Raw genomic sequence first — 23,791 nt, 5'->3', positions numbered from 1 at the left:
TTAAAAATAAATATAAATAACGTTTTAAGGCAATCGTCATTGCGAGTTACTAAGCAATCTTATTCGAAAGATAATTGAAATAAGATTGCTTCAGCTCACACAAACCCTGCTTCGCAATGACGACAAACAAAAAACGTCAGTGGCAGGGTTAATTTATTTCATAAAAATAAATATAAATAACGTTTTAAGGCAATCGTCATTACGAGGTAAGAAGCAATCTTATTCGAAAGATAATTGAAATAAGATTGCTTCAGCTCACACAAACCCTGCTTCGCAATGACGACAAACAAAAAACGTCAATGGTAGCATAGTCGAAAACCATTTTAATAGTCGAATACATAAAATATCTTTCCTTCGACTACGCTCACGATGACAATATTTTTTGTACTCTCTTTAAGTTGATAACATTGGTGTCCCTACTCCATAGCCAAGGTGCGTGTCCCCACGCACCTTTATAAAATCTATAAATCATTTTTCAACTTTTCTTAATTAATTCTGATATTAGTTTTTACTTCTTAATAATGCTTCGAGATAATAGTAATCTGCATAGTTAATTGGCACATCAATTTCTGATTTTGCCGGACGATGACCTGTACTGTGTTCTAAAATAAAACCATAATTTTCGCCTGGCTTACTTACATATTTTGTACTAAGCGAATATAAAATTTTATCGGCTGCTGATTTATATTTTTTACTATTTTTACTGTATTTAGCGAGTTCATAAAGTGCAGAAACCGTAATTGAAGCTGCAGAGGCATCTCTGGATACGTTAGGTATTTGAGGGTCGTTATAATCCCAATAAGGAATACCATCTTCGGGAGTTATTTTAGAACTTAAAATAAAGTTCGCAATACCATCTGCCTGAGCTAAATATGCTTGCTTTTTTGTTTCTCTAAAACACATTGTGTATCCGTACAATGCCCATGCCTGGCCACGTGCCCATGCCGATTCGTTTGCATAACCCTGAGCCGTTAGTTTTTGCAGAATTTTACCATTTTGCGTAGTATCATAATCTATAACATGGTAAGAACTAAAATCAGGGCGGAAGTGATTTTTAATCGTATTATCAGCATGAGAAATTGCAATTTTATAGAATGATGAATCGCCGGTAAATTTGGTTGCCTCGAATAGTAATTCCAAATTCATCATATTATCAATAATTACTGGGTATTTCCATTTATCACCATTATGATCCCAAGATTTTAACACGCCTGCTGTTTTGTTAAATCTTGTAGAAAGTGATTTTGCAGCCTGAACAATAACGGAACGATATGCGGTATCTTTTGTTAGTTTATAACCATTACCAAAAGGGCAATAAATCATAAAACCCAAATCGTGCGTACCCCGGTTAAACTGTTCTTTTTTAATATCTTCTGTATATTTTTTAGCTAAATCAAGCCACTTTTTATCTTTTGTATATTGATAAAAATACCAAAGCTCTGCTGGGAAAAAGCCACTAGTCCAGTCTTTTGAAACAACCATTTTAAAAGCTCCTTTTTCTACCGTTCTTGGAGATACCAAATTAGGTTTATCTTTTCTGGCAGAATCTACATTCTTAATTAGGACAATTGTTTGTTTTTCTGCTGATGCAAATGCTTTTGCAACATCTGTTTTTTGTGCCTTTACTACGTTGAAAGACAATAACATCAACGATAAGATTTGAATTTTCTGTTTCATATTATAACCAGATTAAAGGATTACGGATTGGCAGGTTTCTAATTACCTCTTCTACCTGAGGATTATGATCTAATTTTTTCCAGGTATTTAACCAGGATTTTTCGTTATAGGCATTTGCGCCGAAAAGTAAAAAAGGCTGTGCAACAGGCCAATTGTTCCAATACATAACATCAGTTGCTAATGTCCATTTACTTTTATCTGCAATAAATGGATATAAGTAGGCAATTCCTTTTTTTATCGATTTACCATCTGCTGTTTCAAAATTCCATAAATTATCTTTTGGGCTTGATAAAATCTGGCAAAGCATAGTCATTGCATCTAAATTAAAAATAGAATATCCATAAGGTTTTGTACGAGCCATTTCTAAAGGAAAACTTCCATCAACAGCCATTTGATTGGGTAGTAAATTGGTTTTAAAGTTTGTCTTAATGGAATCTAACATATTTTCATAGCCGCAAAGTTTGGCAAACGATGCAACCTGCATAGCCCAACAAGTTGCATGATTGTTTTTTACAGTTTTCTCTTGAATACCAGGCTTACTAGTATTTAACCACAAAACATAATCAGCAAACCATTTTTTAACAGCTTTTGCAGTTTCTTTATCAAATGCTTTTGCCTTTTCCATTATCAAAGCACCTTGGGCAACTTCCATTAAATGGATTGTATCGATAATACCATAATTTCGCCCTGTAAATTTTCCCTTAACCGCCTGAGCATAAAGTAAATTCGGATTCATTAAAGTTTCTTTATTAACAAACCAAGCCTTGAGGTGTACCACTGCTTGCTTAACATACTTTTCATCGCCTGTAATTTTATAACCCGATGCGAGCGAACCAATTATTTTGCTTAATCTAACCATTGCCTTTCTGTGTTCGAGGAAGTTATCGGGGTTAGTTAAACCATCTCTGTTGATGTATGGACCATCGGGATTTTTCGGATCGGGCCAAAAGTAATCTGCTTCTGAAAAGAAATCGTGTTTCTCGCCTGCGCTTCTAGGCGAAGATGACGCTGTTACAGTAACTGGTTTTTGTTTCATGGCCCAGTTTGCTTCTTCTAAAATTTGTTTTTTTAAAACAGCTTCCGTTTCTTTTTCTATCGTACCTTTCGCCGGACCAAAAGCCGAGAAAGCTGTTGATAGCAGGAAGAAACACAGAATAAATGTATTCGTTATTATTCTTTTCATAATACTAAAGTTCTGTAAATAAGGTTGGCAATCCTTCTGATTTAACAGAAACTACACTTTTCCCTTTATTTAATTTAATACTGATTATCGCTCTTCCGTTAAAAGCCTGAACCTTTCTCGAGCCAGAAGATGTTCCAAGATTGTCTAATAATTTTCCATCGCCAGTTAACCCAAAGTTTATCCAATTAATAGCATCTAAACATTGTACGCCTTTACTGTCAAATAATTTCACTTCTACGGTTGCTTCATCACCCTGCTCGCTTATCTTTTTTAACTCCATTTTAGCTGGCTTAGCCCACTTTTCAGTCTGATAATTGAATTTGATTTCATCAGTTACAATTTCTTTACCTTTCTTACCAATTACTTTTACGATGTTCTCTCCTTTTACAAAAGGTAAATTTCAGCGCAAACCAGCGGCAGGGTAATCCTGACTATTACGTTTCTTAGAACCAAAGCTTTTACCATTTAAAAATATTTCGACCTCTGTACAGTTAGCATAAACTTTAACCATTTTCTCTTCACCGTTATCGCCCCAACGTACCGGCCAGGTATGCCCATAGATATGAATCATCGGTTTTTCTGTCCAATAAGATTAGAAGGAAATGGTTAATTGATTAAAGTAAAATCTTTTTCGAGTTTAATATTATCTGAAGCTGTTCCAATCATTAGTTTAAAATCTCCAGCTTCGGCTGTCCATTTTAATTGTTGGTTATAAAATGAAAGTTTTTCTTTATCGATTGTAAAGCTTAATGTTTTAGTTTCACCAGCTTTTAACATTACTTTCTGGAAATCTTTAAGCTCCTTAACAGGCCTCACAATAGAAGCAAACTTATCCTGCAAATACAATTGAACAACTTCTTCTCCATCGTATTTACCTGTATTTTTTAAGGTAAAACTAATATTGATTTTATCATTCATGGCCATCTGAGTTTTATTAAGCGTTAATCCGCTGTAATCGAATGTAGTGTAACTCAATCCATGGCCAAAAGCAAATCTTGGACTATTTGGAGAATCAAGGTAAGCTGATTTATAATTTCTGTCATTATCGCTTTTAGATGGACGACCAGTGCTTAGATAGTTATAATACAGAGGAATTTGCCCTTCGCTACGCGGAAAAGTCATCGGTAATTTACCGGCTGGATTGTAATCGCCGAATAGAACATTTGCCATCGCATTACCTGCCTCGCTGCCTAGCCACCATGTGTACATAATTGCAGGAACATTATCTGCCGTCCAGTTAAAAATTAACGGGCGGCCAGCCATTAGCAATACTACAACAGGTTTGCCGGTTACCTGAATGGCTTTAATTAAATCTTCCTGAACACCAGGAATATGAATATTGGTTTTGCTTTTTGCCTCGCCACTCATATCTAACGTTTCGCCCGCAGCAATAATTACAACATCTGCTGCCTTAGCAACTGCTACAGCCTCTGCAAAACCAGTTTTAGAAGAATCAGAAATACCACATCCCTTAGCATACAAAAGTTCTGTTTTATTACCAACCTTGTTTTTTAAGCCATCGTATAGGGAAACAAGTTTGTCGTTTTCCCAAGCTATTGACCAAAAACCCTGCATGTCTTTTTCAGATTTTGCCAAGGGACCAATAACTGCAATCTTTTTTAAATCTTTAGAAAGAGGAAGTGTTTGCTTTTCGTTTTTCAATAATACGATGCTTTTCTCTGCCATTTTTAATGATGCAGCTCTGTTTTCAGTCGAATTTAATTCTTTCTGCTCACGTTCTTCATTACTGAATCGATAAGGATCGTCAAACAATCCCATCTCAAATTTCTTGCGTAAAACTCTTCTAACGGCATCATCTATTAAAGCAACGGGTACTTTTTTCTCTGCTACTAGTTTTGGTAACGAAGGCAAATAACTTCTGCTTTCCATATCCATATCACTACCTGCTTTAATGGCTAACTCTGCCGCTTCAGATTTATCCTTTGCAAAACCGTGGTCAATCATCTCTCCTATCGAACCCCAATCGCTTACCACAAAGCCAGTATATTTCCATTTATCCTTTAAAATATCTCTCTGTAAATAAGCATTTCCCGTTGCCGGAATACCATTTAAAGTATTAAAAGAATTCATAAAAGTTGCAGCACCAGCATCAACTGCGGCCTTAAAGGGAGGTAAGTAAGTTTCCCATAAAGTATGCTCGCTCATATCAACGGTATTGTAGTCTCTTCCTGCTATTGCTGCACCATAAGCGGCAAAATGTTTTGCACAGGCCATAATCGCATCAAGATTACCTAAACCCTTTCCCTGGAAACCATGCACACGAGCTTTAGCAATTTGAGAACCCAGGTAAGTATCTTCTCCTGCACCCTCCATTACCCTTCCCCAACGCGGGTCGCGGGCAATATCTACCATTGGCGCAAATGTCCAATGCACACCAGAAGCAGCTGTTTCTCTTGCAGCCACTCTGGCCGCATTTTCCATAGCAGGTAAATCCCAACTTGCAGCTTCGGCCAGAGGAATTGGAAAAGTAACCCGATACCCATGAATTACATCTAAACCAAAGAGCAAAGGAATTTTCATTCTCGATTGCATGGCTACTTCCTGAACCTTTCTGGTTTCAGCGGCACCTTTTACATTAAGCATTGAGCCTAATTTGCCATCACGAATATCTTTTAACTTATTCGGGTTATTAGTAATTGGTCCTGTTGCATCGCCTCCAGTGTACTGGTTCAGCTGACCGATTTTCTCTTCTAAAGTCATCAGTTTTAAAACTGAATCTATTTTCTTTTCAATCTTTTTATCCTGTGCCAAAACATTTGCTAAAGGCAAGGTTAAAAGAAGTGCAAGTGGAAGATATTTTTTCATGATGATATTTATAGAACCTTATTTATATTTTGCCTGCATTTGATCGTAAAAGTTTTTAAGCACAAAATATGCTTTTTTCTTTTTCCCAGTTTCACTCATTAATCCCTTACGATTCCAAAAATTCTGGTAAACTGGGTGTTGCCTTCTTGGCGAACGGAAATCAGTTAAAATCCATGGAATTATTCCGCGAAGTGCCGGAATTTTACCAAGCATAATTAACTGGTTTTTATATAAAGCTTCCTGATATTCTTCACTCCATCTTGTATTTTCATCGGCATGGAAGCCACCTAAGGCATCGCCACCGAACTCGGTAATTACAACTGGTTTATTGTATTTAATATTGAAATTGTATTTAGTAATTTCACTAGGCACACCGCCAAAATACCAGCCTGCATATTCGTTAAAGCTTACTAAATCAATTTTTTCGCCAAGTGGATCATTTAAAATCATTGTATTTCCTTCGCGATGAACTTCAAGTGCCGCAGCAACTAATCTTGTATCATCCAGCGAGCGTGCTGTTTCTGCCAGATTACTCATAAAACTAAGTCTTGGCGCACTTAATGGCGTTTCGTTACCGATAGACCAAACCACAACGCTTGCTCTGTTTTTATCTCTGGAAATTAAATCGGTTAACTGTTGCTTTGCATTTGCATAAGTAACCGGATTTTCCCAGCTAATTGTCCAATAGACTGGTACTTCAGCCCAAACTAATAAACCCATTTCATCAGCTAAACGAATCATTTCTTCGTTATGTGGATAGTGAGCCAAACGAACATAATTACAGTTTAAATCTTTAGCCCATTGCAACATCATACGCATATCGCCTTGCGAGCGTAAGCGACCTTGTAAAAGTGGGTTTTCATCATGCATTGAAATTCCACGGAAGAAAACTGATTTCCCATTAAGTAAAATGCTATCGCCTTGTACTTCTATCGTTCTAAAACCGATTTTATCTTCGATATTTTCATTAGCCGATTTAATATTAATGGTATAAAGCTTAGGGTTTTCCGGCGACCACAGCGTAAGGTTATTCCAAATAAAAACTTCGCTAATTTTGCCTTCGTTATCTGTTTTGTAATCTTTTTTAAGGTTTAGCTCTGGAATGGTAACAGAAACATCTTGTCCAGCAAAAGAATCGGCTAATTTTAGTGAGAAGCTAATGGAATTATTGCTGCCTTTTTCGAGCTGCATTTTATAATCGGCAATGAAATGTTCAGGCAATTCGGCTAAATAAACATCGCGAGTTATACCTCCATAATTCCACCAATCGGTATTTACAGTTGGTATTTCATCAGGTTTCCTGGTATTATCTGCCTTTACAATCAATGAATTATTACCAGCTTTAAGTTTTCCGGTTACTTCAAATTGAAATGGAGTGAAACCACCTTTGTGTGTACCTAATTTTTTACCATTTAAATAAACATGTGCTTCATAATTAACCGCAGCGAAATACACAAAATAGCGTTTTCCTTTTTCGGGTTGAGCATTAAATTTTCTTCGTAGCCAAATTGTACCTTCATAAAGTTCAAGCTTTTCAGATTGAGAATTCCAATCGCCAGGAACATTCATTTGAGGTGAACCATCAAAATCATATTCTATTAATTCGCTTTTATCTTTCTGTTCTTTATCATCAAAAAAACCGCCTGTTCCAGTTTTAGATTGATCATAAGGTTGGTGCCTGTAATCGTAAAATCCGTTTTCGTAAGGATCTACTATGTAGTTCCACTTGCCATTAAGACTTTGAATTTTACGTGCCTGAATATTTTGAATAGAGCTTACCTGAGCAAAACAAACTGACGAGAAGAGCGTGAAGCAAATTATAAAAACCCTAACTTTTAATTTTGGCATAATCATTTAATTTTTAAGCAGAACTGAAGCAATTAATTGATTTCAGTTCAAGAGATAAAACAATAAACTTGGTTAGTAGAATAGAGGCTTATCACAAAAAAAATTAGCTATTGTAAAAGAATTTAATTTGGCGGCATCGTCATGCTCAGCTTGACTGGGCATCTTAGGGCTTTAAAAGGCTTTTATTTCACAACCTTTCTATCGCTTTACGATTCCCGTTTTCACGTGAATGACGACCGCTCAAAATATTATTCTGCTAATAGTCCTTCAAAATTAATTTTGATACAGCCTCTAAGTATAACTGAGTTTCAAATATATTGATTTTATTCTCATTAACCCGAAATTAAGGCTATTGCGGCCTTAAGTAACGAGTTTTCTACTCGCTTTTATTTTACTTCAACAAAGCGTTTAAAAGCTTGCGTAAAAGTACCAACGGTATACTGTTCGGTGGTATTTTGCACCAAATCGATTTCTATTTTTCTTGTACCAGCAACCGAACTATTTAATACCTTAACATAAATGGTATCTATTTTAGTAACCGCTTTAGGAAAGGTAAGCGAGTATAAACCATTTGTAGCGTGCATCTGCTTTTAACGAAAACTTACCATTATCGTCAGTAACCGTTAGGTTTTGACTTCCTTTAACCTTAATGCTTACCCCAGGCATAACCAAACCGCCAGCATCTTTTACCGTACCGGAAATTGTAGTTTGCGCAAAAGCCGCGAAACACGAAAACAGCATAAAGAAAGCTAAAGAATACAGAAATCTTCCATTCTGAAAACATTCAGATTTAGACACTGAAAACTCCTATTTAAAGTATATAGTTTACTCATAATTAATTATTTATCTATTTTATTTTAAATTTTTTGTTTAGGATAGAAAGATTTTTATTCTTAAAAAAATTTGCAAAAAAAATCCTCGATGGCCTTTTTAACCACATTGATGTTTATTAAAATTTACAGGACAATCACCCTTAGCTTTAAGGTTGATTTTTTTGGATAAGAAATTTAGAAGTCGATAATCCCCTTACTTCCTTTAATTTTGAATAATAATTTAAGCATAGTTACTTGGTTAGTTATAATTACTGTTTAACGAATGTATAAAACAGTAATTTATAAAATCACTGTTATTGGGTTAAAAAGGGCGAAAATTAACCTGAATAGTATTTCAAACGTTTGAAATAATTTCCAAAAATTTTTCTTAACTATGCATGGAGATCGGAAAAAAAGATGAATAATACGCCCGTTACATTAAAATTTTTAGCCGAAAAGCTGAAAATGTCTGTATCTACGGTATCCAAAGCACTTAACAATTACCCTACAATTAATGAATACACAAAGAAACGTGTTCAGGAAATGGCTCGTGATTTACACTTTACGCCAAATAAATCGGCAATTAACTTAAAGGAACGTAAATCTAGAATCATAGGTATTATTTTACCTAACCTGTTGGACCACTTTTTTACGAGAAGTATTTATGGTGTTGAGCAGTTTGCAATGGAACATGGCTATAATGTAATCATAGGGCAATCTCACGATGATTTAGAAAAGGAAATTCAATTGGCCAACATGCTTTTAAAAAGCAGGGTAGACGGCCTAATTGTAGCCATTTCGAAGCATACACAAGATTTTTCGCACTTCGATCAGTTTGAACAAATAGGCTTGCCAGTAGTTTATTACACCCGTAACCCAAGTTTCAATCTTAATTGCCACAAAGTTTTAGGTAATACTTTTCGAGGCTGTTACCAGGCAACGAAGTTCTTGATTGATAGAGGTCATAAAAAAATCGCTTATCTGGGTGGGCCAAAAATGATTAATTTTACACACGATCGCTTTAATGGGTATATTAATGCTTTGAAAGATAATCAGGTTTCGTTTGATGCCTCTTTAGTTGCTTATACAGACTTCGATAAAGAAAACACCATAGCTGCCATTCAAAACTTGTTTGCTAACCAGGAAAATACGCCAACTGCCTTAGTTGCATTTAAGGAGCCAATATTATTTGATGCAGTGAAGTATTTACGCGGTATTAATCACCCTAAATTTGATGAATTTGAATGTGTTGGTTTTGGTAATAACTCTTTTATCAGCTATCTCGACTCTCCGCCTATTGCTTCCATAGAAGAAAACCCCGAATCTGTTGGCGAAAATGCAATCAATCTCTTATTGAAATTAATTAACAGAGAAATTGAAATGGAGAATTATCAAAAAGTAATGGTCGATTGCAAACTTGTTATCCACGATTTAACGTAAAACTGCCCCAAACTTTGCCATCGCAACAAATTAACTTTATCTTCGGCATTAATAAATGGCACTATATTTTACATCAATAAATTCGGGCAGCAATGGTAATTGCTATTATATTGGCAACGCAGAAGAAGCGGTGTTAATTGATGTCGGGTTATCCTGTAAAGAGGTGGAAAAAAGAATGACACGGCTTGGTTTAAACATAAACAAAGTTAAAGCAATTTTTATTTCGCACGAACATAGCGACCACATAAAGGGGTTGGCTGTATTATCTAAAAAATATAATATTCCTGTTTATATAACTGCAAACACATTAAAAAGCAGTAAACTTATTTTAAATACCGAAAATATTTTTTCCTTTACCCACCTAGAAACAATTAGCATTGGAAACTTAAAAATTTGTGCGTTTTCTAAATTTCATGATGCAGCAGATCCTTTTAGTTTTACCATTGAATATAATGATACGAGGGTTGGCGTTTTCACTGATATAGGTTCAGTTTGCGATCGATTAATTTCGCAGTTTAAAAATTGCCATGCTGCATTTCTTGAAGCAAATTACGATACCGAAATGCTCGAAAATGGCAGATATCCTTATCATCTGAAAAGGAGAATTACGAGTGGAAAAGGTCACCTATCAAATACTCAGGCTTTAGATCTTTTTCTTAACTACAAGCCAAGCTACATGAGTCATCTTTTACTTAGTCATTTATCGAAAGATAATAACGACCCAACTTTGGTAGAAAAGTTATTTAAAGATGTTGCCGATAAAACTCATATAGCTGTTGCCTCTCGTTATGAAGAAAGCGAAGTATATTTCACTTCTAATCTAACCAGTACTACTGCAGAATATAATTTCGATCCACTCTTGTATAAACCTGCTCAACTCAATCTATTTTAATAAAACGAGTAAAAAATACCAAGTATTAGGTATTGTTTTAGCGCCATTATTTCAAGAGGTTTGTTTCGTTAGGAATAAATCAACGGGACGATTTAAAATTAACATCAAAAAAGGGATTAATTAATTTTAATCTCTTTTTTAAAACAAATTAATTTATTGATGGTTATACTTTAACTTCATAAATAGTTTGTTTGGTTTATCGGGGCTTATGGATTTAAGCCCCTTTCTCTTTTCTAAACTTGCTATTATTTTTCTCCCTAAAGTATTAAATAAAAGCATTTAGAAAATGAGAAATTTTTTAAGCTCACTTAACATGCATAGTCATATACTAAAAAAGAATTAATAATACAATAGCCACAGTTAGTAACATAATTTGTACAATAAGTAAATACCATTTCGCTATATTTGAAATGTATTTATACGCAACCAAACAATTAATTAATTACCAAATAGACCTTGGTTGTTTCATAAAAACAACGAATTACCCTATTATGATAAAAACAAAAACTATCATTTATTTGATGCTTTTTTATGTAAATTTAAGTCAACAGCTCTCAATCATGACTAAAAGAAAAAACAGATTAGGCCACCCAGTCTGGCAGTTTGCACCAACGCTTTTCTATGTTTCTGCAAAATATAGTCTATCATTATCTGACATGGTTTTTTATGAAAAAATTAATAAAATTTGTTAAATTTAATGGTAAGCTTCTAAATACATTATGATATTAAATTTCAAAATACAGTAATCATCATTTTTTTATTATAAAGCTTTATTTTTTAAGCTATTGCAATATTTAAAAATATGTTTTCAACCAAACAAGACACATCAGAAAGCGACATTAGTTTAATGCTAAATACCTTGATACATAATGCTGTAGCTAGCTATAGTGATAGTATCGCGGTAAGTTTTGGTAATACTTCACTTTCTTATGATCAATTAAATAAAAAAGCTAACCAACTTGCCCGTTTTTTAGTTCAAGAAAATATTCAACCTAACGATCGTATAGCTCTATCTACAGAGCGTTCGATAGATACTATTATTGCTTTACTTGCCATTATTAAAACAGGAAGCGCTTACGTTCCTGTAGATTTAAGTTATCCAAAAGATAGAGCCAATTTTGTCTTAACCAACTCCAAAGCTAAATTCTTTTTGGTTTCGAATAAAAACGCATCGAAATATGCTGATTGTGATGCTAAAATTTTAATTGTAGAAGATGCATTGAATTCTTCGAAAGAACTTTCAGGTGAAAATTTAGATGTTAAAACAGAAAAAGACAGCCTGATTTACATTCTGCATACCTCTGGCACAACAGGCACCCCAAAAGGCGTTTGCATGGGGCAAATGGCAATGGTTAACTTACTATTATGGCAAAAGGAAAAATCAATAGCTGGCCATAAAACTAAAACTTTACAATTCTCACCTCTTAGTTTTGATGTTTCTTTTCAGGAAATTTTTGCTACCTTAACTACAGGTGGCCATTTGGTTCTTATTTCAGAAGATTTAAGGCTAGATGCTTACATGCTATTAAACTTAATTGTAGAGCAAGAGGTAAATAGAATATTTCTTCCATTTATTGCTTTGCAATCTATTACAGAAAGTGCAATTGTAAACGATATTTTCCCCTCATCTTTAAGAGAGGTAATGACCGCTGGTGAACAGTTAAAAGTAACACCACAGGTGATTAGTTTTTTCACGAAAATTCCAGGTTCAATACTATATAATCAGTATGGTCCTACCGAGGCTCATGTTGTAACCGAGCTTAAACTTACCGGGGTGCCATCAGAATGGCCTAGCCTACCAAATATTGGTAAAGCCATCTATAATACAAAGATTTTAATTCTCGATGAGAATTTAGAAGAATTACCTGACGGAGAAATTGGCGAACTTTGCATTAGTGGCGTTTGCCTAGCAAATGGCTACTTAAACTCGGTTGAAATGACTGCTGAGAAATTTGTAGTTATACCAAAATCGCAAACAAGAATTTACAAAACCGGAGATCTTGCATTAATTCTTCCGGATGGAAATATTGAATTTCTAGGCCGACGAGACCTTCAAATTAAAATAAGAGGCTATAGAGTTGAACTTGGAGAAATCGAAGTTGCTTTAGCTCAGCAAAAAGATATTAAACAGGTTGCTGTTGTTTTGAGAGAAGATTTACCAGGGAGACAAGTTTTAGTTGCTTATTTAATTGGCGAAAAGGAGAATTACGAGGGCAATAAACTTCGTGAGTTAATGGCTAAATCTTTGCCAGATTATATGCTTCCGGACGCATTTGTATGGTTATCTGAATTCCCCAAAACAACAAGCGGAAAGGTTGACAGAAAATTGCTTCCAAAACCAGATAGTAAAAGACCTGAATCGAACGTAATCTTTAAAAAGCCATCGTCACCAAAAGAAATTGACATTGAAAAAGTTTTAAAAAGCATTTTTGGTTATGATAAAATCGGTGTAAACGATAATTTCTTTGAATTGGGCGGTAATTCGTTATTGGCTCAAAAAACCGTTGCCGAATTAAAATCTTCATTTAATTATATTTTACCCGTTACCAGGCTTTATCAATTTCCAACTATATCTGGAATAGCAAAATACTTAGATAAAACCAATTCAAAACAAAAAATAAGCAAGATAAACGGAACATTAAATAATACAAAAGATATAGCTGTAATTGGTCTATCGGGCAGGTTTCCTGGCGCTGATACCATTGAAGAGTTCTGGAACCTTTTATCGGAAGGTAGAGAAACCACAACATTCTTTTCTGAATGTGAATTAGATGATAGTATACCCGAAGAATTTAGAAATGATTCGAATTATGTTAAGGCAAGGGGTATTATAAATGATGCTGATAAATTTGATCCGGCATTTTTTGGCATAAATCCAAAGCTAGCTGAATTAATGGATCCTCAACAACGCGTTTTTTTAGAAGTTTCTCATGAGTTGCTGGAAAAAACGGGTTATTTGTCTTCTAAACACAATGCTAAAGTTGGAGTATTTGCAGGTAATGGAAACAATACCTATTACGAAAACAATGTTTTAGGCCATCCAACCTTAATAAACAATCAAGGTAAAACACAGGTTTTATCTGTTAATGATAAAGATTATCTTGCTTCGAGAACTGCTTATCACTTAAATTTAAAAGGGCCTGCGGTAAGCGTAAACTCAGCATGTTCAACTTCTCTTTTAGCTATTGCTACGGCAGTAAACAGCTTACGTACAAATCAATGTGAAATTGCTATTGCTGGTGGAGCAAGTATTACCGCACCAATAAATAGTGGACATATTTATCAGGAAGGCAGTATGCTAAGTGCTGATGGGCACTGTGCTCCATTTGACGATAATGCAACTGGAACTGTTTTTAGCGATGGTGTTGGAGCTGTTTTATTAAAGCGACTTGACGATGCTTTAAAGGATGGGGATAAAATTTATGCTGTTATAAAAGGAGTTGGAATCAACAACGATGGTTTTGGTAAAGGCAGTTTCTCTGCGCCAAGTATCGAAGGTCAGGCGGGTGCCATTGCTGATGCAATTGCAGACGCAGGAATAGAGTCCTCGGAAATAAGTTATGTTGAAGCACACGGAACGGGCACCCCTATTGGCGATCCAATTGAATTTGAAGGTCTTGTTGAAGCCTTTGGCCCACAAGACAAAAACAATTTCTGTGCTATAGGCTCTGTCAAAAGCAACTTTGGTCATTTAACACATGCTGCTGGTGTTGCAGGTTTAATAAAAACATGTTTGGCATTGCAACACAAAAAGCTTCCTGCATCTTTAGGTTACACCATACCAAACCGAAATATCAATTTTAAAAACAGTCCGTTTTATGTAAACAATACATTTGCTGATTGGGAAACTGATGGTAAAAGAATTGCCGGTGTAAGCTCTTTTGGTGTTGGTGGAACAAATGTTCATGTTATACTTGAAGGATACGAGCATACAATCGAAGAAGCTGCAGAAAAAATGCCTGCTGCACTTATTACCTGGTCAGCAAACTCAGAAAATAGTAGAGAAAACTACGCAAGGGCGCTTACTGTTTACTTAGATAAACATCCTGATACAGAGCTTTCTGATGTTTCTTACACGTTGCAAAAAACCAGAAATGACTTTAGATATCGTAGATTTTTAGTCGCTGATTCTACTAATCAATTTAAAGAATTATTAGAACAATCGAACGTTATAAACGACAATACCCTTAATGAACTACCAAGAGAATTAGTTTTCACCTTTCCTGGTCAAGGTGCGCAATACTTAAATATGGGTTTTGAGCTTTACCAGCAAGAACCTGTTTATAAAGCCGCAATAGATGAGTGTGCTGGTATTTTAAAAAAATATATAGATACTGACATCAGGGAAATAATTTATGTTGATGATGCATCAGAAGATGCAACTAATAAGCTAAAAGACACAAAATACACTCAGCCAGCACTTTTTGTAACTGAATATGCTTTAGCTAAACTCTGGATAAGCTGGGGAATTAACCCAACAATACTTTGCGGCCATAGTGTGGGCGAATATGTTGCGGCCCAACTTGCAGGAATTTTCACTTTAGAAGATAGTTTAAAATTAGTTTCTAACCGAGGAAGATTAATCAGTGGACTACCTTCGGGCGCTATGCTCTCTGTAAGAGAAAAAAGTGAAATTGTGGAAGGTTTATTATTCGGAGAGTTATCTATAGCAGCAATTAATAGCCCGAGGGTTTGCGTAGTAGCAGGACCATTTGAGCAAATTGATGAATTTATCAAGCTTTTAGATCAAGCTGAAATCGCTAATAAGCAATTATTTACCAGTCATGCCTTTCATTCCGCTATGATGGAGCCAATTTTAGGTGACTTTAGAAAAATTGTTGCTGAAGTAAAACTTTCTGCTCCTACGCTACCAATCGTTTCTACCGTTACTGGGAGAAAACTTGAGATAGAAGAAGCAACAGATATTGATTACTGGACATTACATTTAAGAAAAACCGTTCTATTTTCTAAAGCAATAGAAACTATTATAGATGGGGATTTACCATTATTTCTTGAAATTGGACCAGGAAATGTAACGGCAACCTTAATTAAACAAATTGCAGCCGTTAAAACAAAAAAAGTAAGTTCAGTATCAAGTTTAGCTACAAAAGAACATGAATATAGTTCCTTATTAAACGCACTAGGTACAATGTGGGTTAATGGAATGAGTCCGAACTGGGACGATTTCTATGCGAACCAAAATAGAAGAGTTATAGATATTCCGGGCTATCAATTTGATAAAAAGAGATATTGGGTAAGTGCAGTTGCGGCAAAAAATAATGAAACAATAAACGAGATCAGAACCGAGCAAACCAAACAAAGTATACCACTAAATATTACTGTGATGAGAAAAAATAACCTGACAGAGAAAGTTAAGCAAATATTGGAAGATGCTTCAGGTATTGAAATGAGCAACATTGATTCTGCAAGAAATTTCCTTGAGTTGGGATTAGATTCTTTATTACTAACTCAAGTTGCTATTTCATTAAAAAGAGAGTTTAATTTACCGATTACTTTTAGAAAATTAAACGAAGAATACGCTTCAATAGATACTTTAGTTAATTATTTAGATGAAAACACGCCTGCAGATGTTGCAACAGAACAACAATATGTAGCACAGGCAGCTTCACAACAACCTATTGCTACGCAGCAAGCAATTCAATACATTCAACAAAATGCGGCTTCAATGCCAGCTAACGATAGTGCACTCAGTTTAATTGCGCAACAACTAGAAATACTATCTAAACAAGTTATGTTGATGCAAGGTAGTGCCCCGGCACCTATGCAAACCGCTCCGATACAAGCGGTTGTTTCCAACAATATTGCGAAACCACAAGAGTTGAGCAAAACAACAGATAATGGGCTTTCGGCCGAAGAAAAAGCAGAAATACAAAAACCATTTGGTGCTACTCCAAAAATTGAGCGCCAATCTTCGGATTTAAGCCAAAAACAAACAGATTTTATTAGCAATTTGGTTGAAAGTTATAACAGGAAAACCTCAAAAAGTAAAGAGTACACAAAAAATAGTCGCTCTTACATGGCCGATCCGAGAGTTGTATCAGGTTTCAGACCTGCAACCAAAGAACTTATTTATCCGATAGTTATTAATAAATCAAAAGGCAGTAAATTATGGGATATTGATGGAAACGAATATATTGATGCTTTAAATGGCTTCGGCTCGAGTATGTTGGGGTACCAGCCTGAAGTTATAAAGGCTGCAATGCATGAGCAAATCGATAAAGGCTATGAAGTTGGTCCTCAGCATGAACTAGCTGCTGAAGTAAGTAAATTAATATGTGAATTTACAGGTTTTGATAGAGCTGCACTTTGCAGTACTGGCTCTGAAGCTGTTTTAGGCTGTATTAGAATAGCAAGAACAGTAACTGCAAAATCTCTTATTGTGGCATTTACAGGTTCTTATCATGGTATTATTGATGAAGTTTTAGTTAGAGGAACAAAAAAACTCAAATCATTCCCTGCTGCAGCGGGAATTATGCCAGAAGCCGTACAAAATATACTTGTTTTAGATTATGGAACAGATGAATCTTTAGCCATAATTAAGGAAAGAGCAGACGAAATTGCAGCTGTTTTAGTTGAACCAGTACAAAGTAGGAGGCCAGAATTTGTTCCAATAGAATTTTTAAAGAAAGTAAGAACAATTACTGCTGATGCAGGCATTGCTTTAATTTTTGATGAAGTAATTACAGGTTTTAGAATGCATCCAGGTGGAGCTCAGGCTTTATTCGGTATTAAAGCAGATTTAGCTTCTTATGGTAAGGTTATAGGTGCAGGTGTGCCAATTGGTGTAATTGCGGGTACAAGTAACTTAATGGATGCATTGGATGGTGGAAATTGGGAATATGGCGATAACTCTTATCCAGAAATTGGCGTTACCTATTTCGCAGGAACCTTTGTGCGTCATCCGCTTGCTTTGGCATCAGCTAAAGCGTCACTTAACTACATGAAAGAAAAGGGACCTGCTTTACAGCAAGAGCTGAACGAAAAAGGTGCTTATTTGAGTAAAGGCGTGAACGATGAATTCGAAAAAAGACAACTTCCAATTTATGTTGCTAATTACGGCTCACTCTGGAAAGTTAAATATCATGAAGAAATTCCCTACAGTGAGTTAATGTTTGTTTTAATGCGTGAAAAAGGAATTCATGTATTGGATGGTTTCCCATGTTTTATAACAGAAACCTTAACTTATCAGGATATTGATAAAATTATTAATTGCTTCGTAGAAAGTATGGATGAAATGGTTTTAGCTGGTTTTTTTCCGGTACTAAATCAATCAAATAATAATTATGTTGCAAACGATGTAGTTGTAGATAGCAGTAATCCTCCGGTAAAAGGTGCAAAGTTGGGAAAAGATAAAGAAGGAAATCCTGCTTGGTTTGTACAAGACCCTAATCAGGAAGGAAAGTATCTTCAAGTTAAACTTACATAATTATTCATGACAGAGGCTAACTTTATTGAGGTTGATTACAATCCTTTCGAAGAAGGAAAGGAAATTGAGAAGGTAATTATATTAAATGAATCGCAAAAAGAAATTTGGCTATCATGTGTTATTGGTGGCGATCCTGCTAGTTTAGCCTATAACGAATCTATTTCTCTTCAATTGAGCGGCAGATTTAATTTGCGAGCATTTCAGGAAGCAGTTAAGCTCGTTACTTCTCGTCATGAGGCCTTAAGAGCGAATGTTTCTAAAGATGGAGAAAATTTAATTGTATATAATCAGGTAGATAACGACATTATATTTACCGATTTTTCTGACATCGATTCCGCTTTAATACCTGCCAAACTAAAGGATTTTGTGACTGAAAAAGTCGGTGTACCTTTTAACCTTTATGATGATGCACTTTTCAAGATATTCATTCATAAGTTAGATGAGGAAACTCACTATTTTACAATTATTATTCATCATATTATTGGAGACGGCTGGTCGTTAGGAATCATTCTTGAAGATTTAAGTAATTGTTATAATATTACTCTTAGTGGAATAAAATCTACACTTGCTTTACCAGATCAAATCAGTAAATACGCTTTAGAACAAGTTATTTTCAGTAAAACTGATGAATATTATGAAACTCAGCAGTTTTGGTTAAATCAGTATAAAAATAACATTCCTGTTCTGGATATGCCCTTAGATTTTAGCCGACCAACCACCAGAACATATGAAGGTAAAAGAAATGATTATGTTGTAGATAGTGCTTTGTACAATTCTGTAAAAAACCTATCTGTTAAGGCAAAAAGCAGTGTTGTTTCAACATTAATCGCAGCATTCGAAGTATTTTTATATAACCAAACTGGGCAAGAGGAAATTGTATTAGGTTTACCATCTGCTGGTCAACTGGCATCAGAAAATTTAAACCTTGTAGGTCACTGTGTAAATTTACTACCCCTTCGCAGTAAAATAGATCCAAATGCTACCTTTTTAGATTATTTATTAAAACGGAAAAATGAAATTTTAGATGCTTACGATCATCAACGATTAACCTTTAGCGAATTACTTAAAAAACTTAATATAAAAAGGAACAAAGCTAATATTCCTTTAGTTCCAGTGGTTTTTAATGTGGATAGAGGAATGGACGATGCCGTTAATTTTTCGGGATTAACACATAAAATTATTTCTAATCCAAGGGTTTGTCAAACTTTTGAGATTTCGTTGAATGTAAATGGTTCAAAAGATTCGATGATTTTTGAATGGGCTTATAATACACAGCTTTTTACATCTGAAACGATAAACAGAATGATGAACGATTTCGTTTCGTTATTATCGAATATAACATCAAATCCGCAGGTTTTAATCAGTAATACGCAATCTAATACTAATCCTTTCCCCGAAATAACCCCTGCACACTGTGATTATCCAAAAGAGAAAACAATTGTTGATTTATTTAACGAAACGGTAAACGAATCCCCAAACCAAACGGCTGTTGTTTTTGAAGGAAAGTCTTTGTCATATGAGCAACTGAACATTAAATCCAATCAGTTAGCAAATTATTTAATTGATGCTGGTTTAAAAAAGGGTACGTTAATTCCGATTTGTATTCATTCATCTTTAGAAACCGTTATTAGTATTTTCGGAATACTAAAAACAGGTGCAGCGTACGTACCGATCGATCCAGAATATCCTTCTTCGCGAATAAAATTCTTAACAGATGAATCGCAAGGTAATTTCGTAATTAGTGATAAAATGAGCTACCAAAAGATAAGCGAATCTTTTGGTGGCGATATAATATGTCTTGATGATGCTAATCATCAAGTGTGGCAAGCAAAAAAAGAAAACCCTTCAGTTTCTATAAGTCCTGAAGCTCTAATTTACATTATCTATACTTCCGGCTCTACAGGAAATCCAAAAGGTGTTATGATTCCGCATAGCGCAATTGTAGATTACTTATTCGGTTTGAAAACAAAATTAACCAGCTTAAAAAATTGTAAAAATTTTGCATTAGGTTCTGCAATTTCTACAGATTTAGGCAACACAACGTTGTTTAGTGCTTTAACTTTAGGCGCTTCACTACATCTTTTTGCTAAAGATAGATTTAATAACCCAGAATATATTCACGAATATTTTAATCAAAACACGATAGATTTTTTAAAAGTCGTTCCTTCTCACTGGAAATTTTTAAATCACAAAGGCAAACTGCTTACCTCGGATAAAATTTTAATGTTCGGCGGCGAGGCATTACCTGCAGAGTATATCAAACAAATAAAAGCGTTAAATGCTTCATGCGAAATCGTTAATCATTACGGCCCTACAGAAACAACAATAGGAAAATTAGTACATCTTGTAGATAAGGATTATGATTATCCTATTATTATACCGATTGGAAAACCTTTTTCAAACACTTCAATTCATGTGTTAAATAAACACTTAAAATACTGCCCCGTTGGTGTTCCAGGAGAGCTTCATATTGGTGGTGATGGACTCGCAAAAGGTTATCTAAATAATGATGAACTGACTCAAAAATCGTTTATCCAAAATCCTAATACTAATTTTGAAGATAATAGAATTTACAAAACAGGTGATTTAGTTAAGTGGCTACCTGATGGAAATATTTTATATTTGGGTAGAATTGATGATCAGGTAAAAATACTAGGCAATCGTATTGAATTGGGTGAAATACAGAATATTTTGCAAAAACACCCAAATGTAAAACAATCTGCAGTTCTAACAACAGATTCGGATGGTGATGAGAAACAACTAGTTGCTTATCTGGTTACGGAAAATGTTCTTGATAAGGAAAGTATAATTTCATTTTTAAGAAGCCAACTACCAGAATATATGATTCCCCGTATATTAATTGAGTTAGATAATATACCGCTAACCTCAAATGGTAAGGTTGATAGAAAGGCGCTCCCACAATATGATGTTAGTGAGCAAGTTGATAAAAACACCTTTGTTGAACCAAGAAATAGAGAGCAAGAACTTGTAGCAAAAATTTGGGCAGAAAGTTTAGAGCTAGATAAAATTAGCATTACTGACGACTTTTTTGAACTTGGCGGTCATTCTATGATTGCAATTAAAGTGATGGTTGAAATTGAAAAGCAAACCGGAATACGCTTGCCGCTTGCTATTTTATTTGATAACTCAACCATTGAAAAATTTGCATTACAACTAAATAAAACAAAGCAGGAAATAACATGGGGCTCGCTAATTCCGATTAAAAAATCAGGAAATAGACCTCCCCTATACATCATTCATGGGCAAGGAATGAACATTATCATTTTTAAAAGCCTTGCAGGCGAAATCGATAAAGATCAACCTGTATATGGTCTTCAGCCTAGAGGATTAAATCCTGAAGAAGATCCTTTTACGACTATCGAAGATATTGCAGCTGGTTACATTCAGGAAATTTTAAAGGAAAACCCAAATGGGCCGTATTTAATTATGGGTTATTCCTCTGGCGGAACCATTGCTTTGGAAATGGCTCATCAGCTTCAAAAGATGAACAAAAATGTTTTATTCTTAGGCCTTCTTGATACTTACTATGATGGAGATAGTTATTTAAAACTGATTAAAGACACTAATTTTTCTGCAGTTTTCAGCCATGTTTTTAAAACAGTTAGTTCTGCTTTTTTATACCTATCCAAATACCCTAAAGCTTACATAAACCATAATATAAGCTTTACGCTTGGATCGATGTATAATTTTTACAAAAAATTTAACCCGATTAAGATGGATTTATCTAATCCGAAGTATGTTTTAGATAAAATTCAAAAAACTCATGAAATTGCTTTAAATAAATATAAGCTAAAAAAATACAATGTAAATGTTCATCTTTTTAAAGCCAATGATAAAAAAATGAATTATGTACCGAATATGGATACTAATGGCTGGGCACCATATGTGGGTGGAGAATTAACCATTGTTGATATTCCTTTGGAACATTTGCAGTTTTTTGATCCAAAGTACGTACATGTATTTTCAGAAAAGTTACAAGAAGTTCTGGATGGCATTCAAAAGTAAGTAAGCGTATTAAATTGAAAAACTTGATAACCGACAGTATTATTTGGGAAGATTATTGCAGCGAAAAAATTCTGGAAACCGATCGTATTCACGTTTTTAAAATTTCAATTGATATATATGAAAAAATAGAAAAATCTTGCAGGGAAATTCTTCAAGAAAACGAATTACAAAAAGCTGAGAAATTTAGGCAACATGATGATAAGAGAAGGTTTATTATTGGAATTTTTTTTTCTAAGGTATTGTTAACAAAGCTGGGCGAATTAGATGCTTCTGATGTTATTTTCTCTTTCACGAAAAACAACAAGCCTCTTTTTAAAGATTACCATTTTAATGTTAGTCATAGTGGCAATTTTGTAGTCATTGTTTTAAGTCCATTACCCGTTGGGGTGGATATAGAATTAATTAAAGCAAATTTTGACTTCGAATCGTTACTGCCAGAGTGTTTTAATAAAATTGAAATTGAAAAAATAATTAACACAACAAATTTTTATACATTTTGGACAAGAAAAGAAGCGCTTCTTAAAGCAACTGGAGAAGGCTTAGTTGACAACCTAAATTCCATTGATTGTTCAAAGGAATTTGTAGAAAGATTTGGTTCAATTTACAAACTGAAAAGCTACAAGGTAGAGGATAATTATCTGCTCAGTTTAGCTGTTAAAAACTCAAATTATCATTACAAATACTGGGATTTAAAAGTTTAATAAAACATAAAAAATCAATATATTCAGTAAGCTATCTTACTAAATAACATATTTTTAAACAAATTTTATAATTATAATTGTATTCTAAAACAACCATTACTCCCCATGGAAATTCAAAGAGTTGATAACATTTCTCATCAAGAATTTATAAAAGAATTTTATGAACCAGGCATTCCGGTAGTTTTCAAAAATGCAGCAAGTGTATGGAAAGCTAAAGGTTTATTTACCCCAGACTGGTTTAGATCAAATTACGGAGATAGAAAGCTCGAAAAAAGTGGAAAAACATACACTATGAAAGAAGCCATGGATTTAGTTGAAGCGAGTACAGAAAGTAACCCTGCCCCTTATCCGTTAAAATATAATATTTCGAAAGAATTACCTGAGCTATTACCACTTATAGATCCTTTGAACTTAAATTATGCACTTCCAAATTGGTTAGAAAGCAAATGGTTTAAAAAAGGATATTGGGGAAGTGCAACTGAGCTTTTTATTGGTGGACCTGGTGGTAAATTCCCTTATTTACATCTTGATTATTATCACTTAAATGCCTGGATTACTCAATTGTATGGCGACAAACAATTCACAGTATTTCCAAGAGGACAAGAAGAATTTCTTTACCCAAAAGCTGATGATCCTTGGCGCTCAGAAGTGAATATTTTTGAACCTGATTACGATAAATTTCCGCTCTACAAAAATGCAACCCCAATAAATTTCACGGTTGGGGCCGGCGAAACATTATTTATTCCTTTTGGAACCTGGCATTCGGCCTATTCTTTAACAGCTACAATTTCAGTCGCCTTCGATCAGTTAAACTCTAAAAATTACAAACCATTTTTAAAAGACGTTTGGGACTTTAGACGCCGGGAAGGTTTGATGAGAGCCGTAATGATGCATAGTTACGCATGGGTTGGCTGTAAAATGGGTGATAATTTAAAATAG

Annotated in this window: 14 protein-coding genes; 6 read left to right on the top strand and 8 right to left on the bottom strand. The window is 34.6% G+C overall.

Annotation, left to right across the window (positions count from 1 at the left end; all coding sequences use genetic code 11):
• Window positions 1–501 precede the first annotated feature (501 nt).
• The 8 genes from ACFOUY_RS14085 to ACFOUY_RS14050 all read right to left on the bottom strand — a co-directional run bounded on the left by ACFOUY_RS14085 (window position 502) and on the right by ACFOUY_RS14050 (window position 8,332).
• Window positions 502–1,677, bottom strand: coding sequence for a glycoside hydrolase family 88 protein (locus ACFOUY_RS14085; protein ID WP_378961472.1), 1,176 nt, complete (start codon window positions 1,675–1,677; stop codon window positions 502–504).
• 1 nt (window position 1,678) lies between these two features.
• Window positions 1,679–2,860: an alginate lyase family protein gene (locus tag ACFOUY_RS14080; RefSeq protein ID WP_378961471.1), complete on the bottom strand. Its 1,182-nt coding sequence runs from the start codon at window positions 2,858–2,860 to the stop codon at window positions 1,679–1,681.
• Window positions 2,861–2,864: 4 nt separating this feature from the next.
• Window positions 2,865–3,140 (bottom strand): hypothetical protein, encoded by a 276-nt coding sequence (locus ACFOUY_RS14075; RefSeq protein ID WP_378961470.1) that lies wholly within the window; start codon window positions 3,138–3,140, stop codon window positions 2,865–2,867.
• Window positions 3,141–3,260: 120 nt separating this feature from the next.
• Entirely contained in the window at window positions 3,261–3,431 is a 171-nt protein-coding gene (locus ACFOUY_RS14070) for a DUF4982 domain-containing protein (RefSeq protein ID WP_378961469.1), read from the bottom strand.
• Between the two features lie 35 nt (window positions 3,432–3,466).
• On the bottom strand, window positions 3,467–5,686 hold the full coding sequence (locus ACFOUY_RS14065; RefSeq protein WP_378961468.1) for a glycoside hydrolase family 3 N-terminal domain-containing protein: 2,220 nt from the start codon (window positions 5,684–5,686) through the stop codon (window positions 3,467–3,469).
• 18 nt (window positions 5,687–5,704) lie between these two features.
• A complete protein-coding gene (locus ACFOUY_RS14060) occupies window positions 5,705–7,534 on the bottom strand; it encodes a glycoside hydrolase family 2 protein (RefSeq protein ID WP_378961467.1) in 1,830 nt (609 codons plus the stop codon).
• A gap of 386 nt (window positions 7,535–7,920) precedes the next feature.
• Window positions 7,921–8,118: a hypothetical protein gene (locus ACFOUY_RS14055; RefSeq protein WP_378961466.1), complete on the bottom strand. Its 198-nt coding sequence runs from the start codon at window positions 8,116–8,118 to the stop codon at window positions 7,921–7,923.
• Window positions 8,078–8,332: a carboxypeptidase-like regulatory domain-containing protein gene (locus ACFOUY_RS14050; RefSeq protein ID WP_378961465.1), complete on the bottom strand. Its 255-nt coding sequence runs from the start codon at window positions 8,330–8,332 to the stop codon at window positions 8,078–8,080. The genes ACFOUY_RS14055 and ACFOUY_RS14050 overlap by 41 nt, the downstream gene beginning before the upstream one ends.
• 431 nt (window positions 8,333–8,763) lie before the next feature.
• Between ACFOUY_RS14050 and ACFOUY_RS14045 the strand changes: the two genes are divergently transcribed.
• The 6 genes from ACFOUY_RS14045 (at window position 8,764) to ACFOUY_RS14020 (ending at window position 23,791) form a co-directional block, all read left to right on the top strand.
• Window positions 8,764–9,786: a LacI family DNA-binding transcriptional regulator gene (locus ACFOUY_RS14045; protein ID WP_378961464.1), complete on the top strand. Its 1,023-nt coding sequence runs from the start codon at window positions 8,764–8,766 to the stop codon at window positions 9,784–9,786.
• 55 nt (window positions 9,787–9,841) lie between these two features.
• Window positions 9,842–10,678, top strand: coding sequence for an MBL fold metallo-hydrolase (locus ACFOUY_RS14040; RefSeq protein ID WP_378961463.1), 837 nt, complete (start codon window positions 9,842–9,844; stop codon window positions 10,676–10,678).
• An 802-nt stretch (window positions 10,679–11,480) separates the two neighbouring features.
• Entirely contained in the window at window positions 11,481–18,125 is a 6,645-nt protein-coding gene (locus tag ACFOUY_RS14035) for an amino acid adenylation domain-containing protein (RefSeq protein ID WP_378961462.1), read from the top strand.
• 6 nt (window positions 18,126–18,131) lie between these two features.
• On the top strand, window positions 18,132–22,151 hold the full coding sequence (locus tag ACFOUY_RS14030; RefSeq protein WP_378961461.1) for a non-ribosomal peptide synthetase: 4,020 nt from the start codon (window positions 18,132–18,134) through the stop codon (window positions 22,149–22,151).
• Between the two features lie 23 nt (window positions 22,152–22,174).
• A complete protein-coding gene (locus ACFOUY_RS14025; protein ID WP_378961460.1) occupies window positions 22,175–22,852 on the top strand; it encodes a 4'-phosphopantetheinyl transferase family protein in 678 nt (225 codons plus the stop codon).
• Between the two features lie 105 nt (window positions 22,853–22,957).
• Window positions 22,958–23,791 carry a cupin-like domain-containing protein gene (locus ACFOUY_RS14020; RefSeq protein WP_378961459.1) on the top strand — a complete coding sequence of 278 codons (834 nt, stop codon included), beginning with the start codon at window positions 22,958–22,960 and terminating at the stop codon, window positions 23,789–23,791.

This window comes from Pedobacter jamesrossensis, assembly GCF_042650905.1.
GTDB lineage: Bacteria > Bacteroidota > Bacteroidia > Sphingobacteriales > Sphingobacteriaceae > Pedobacter > Pedobacter jamesrossensis.
The sequence above is the reverse complement of the archived record's forward strand: the minus strand, read 5'-3'. Positions and strand labels throughout refer to the sequence as shown.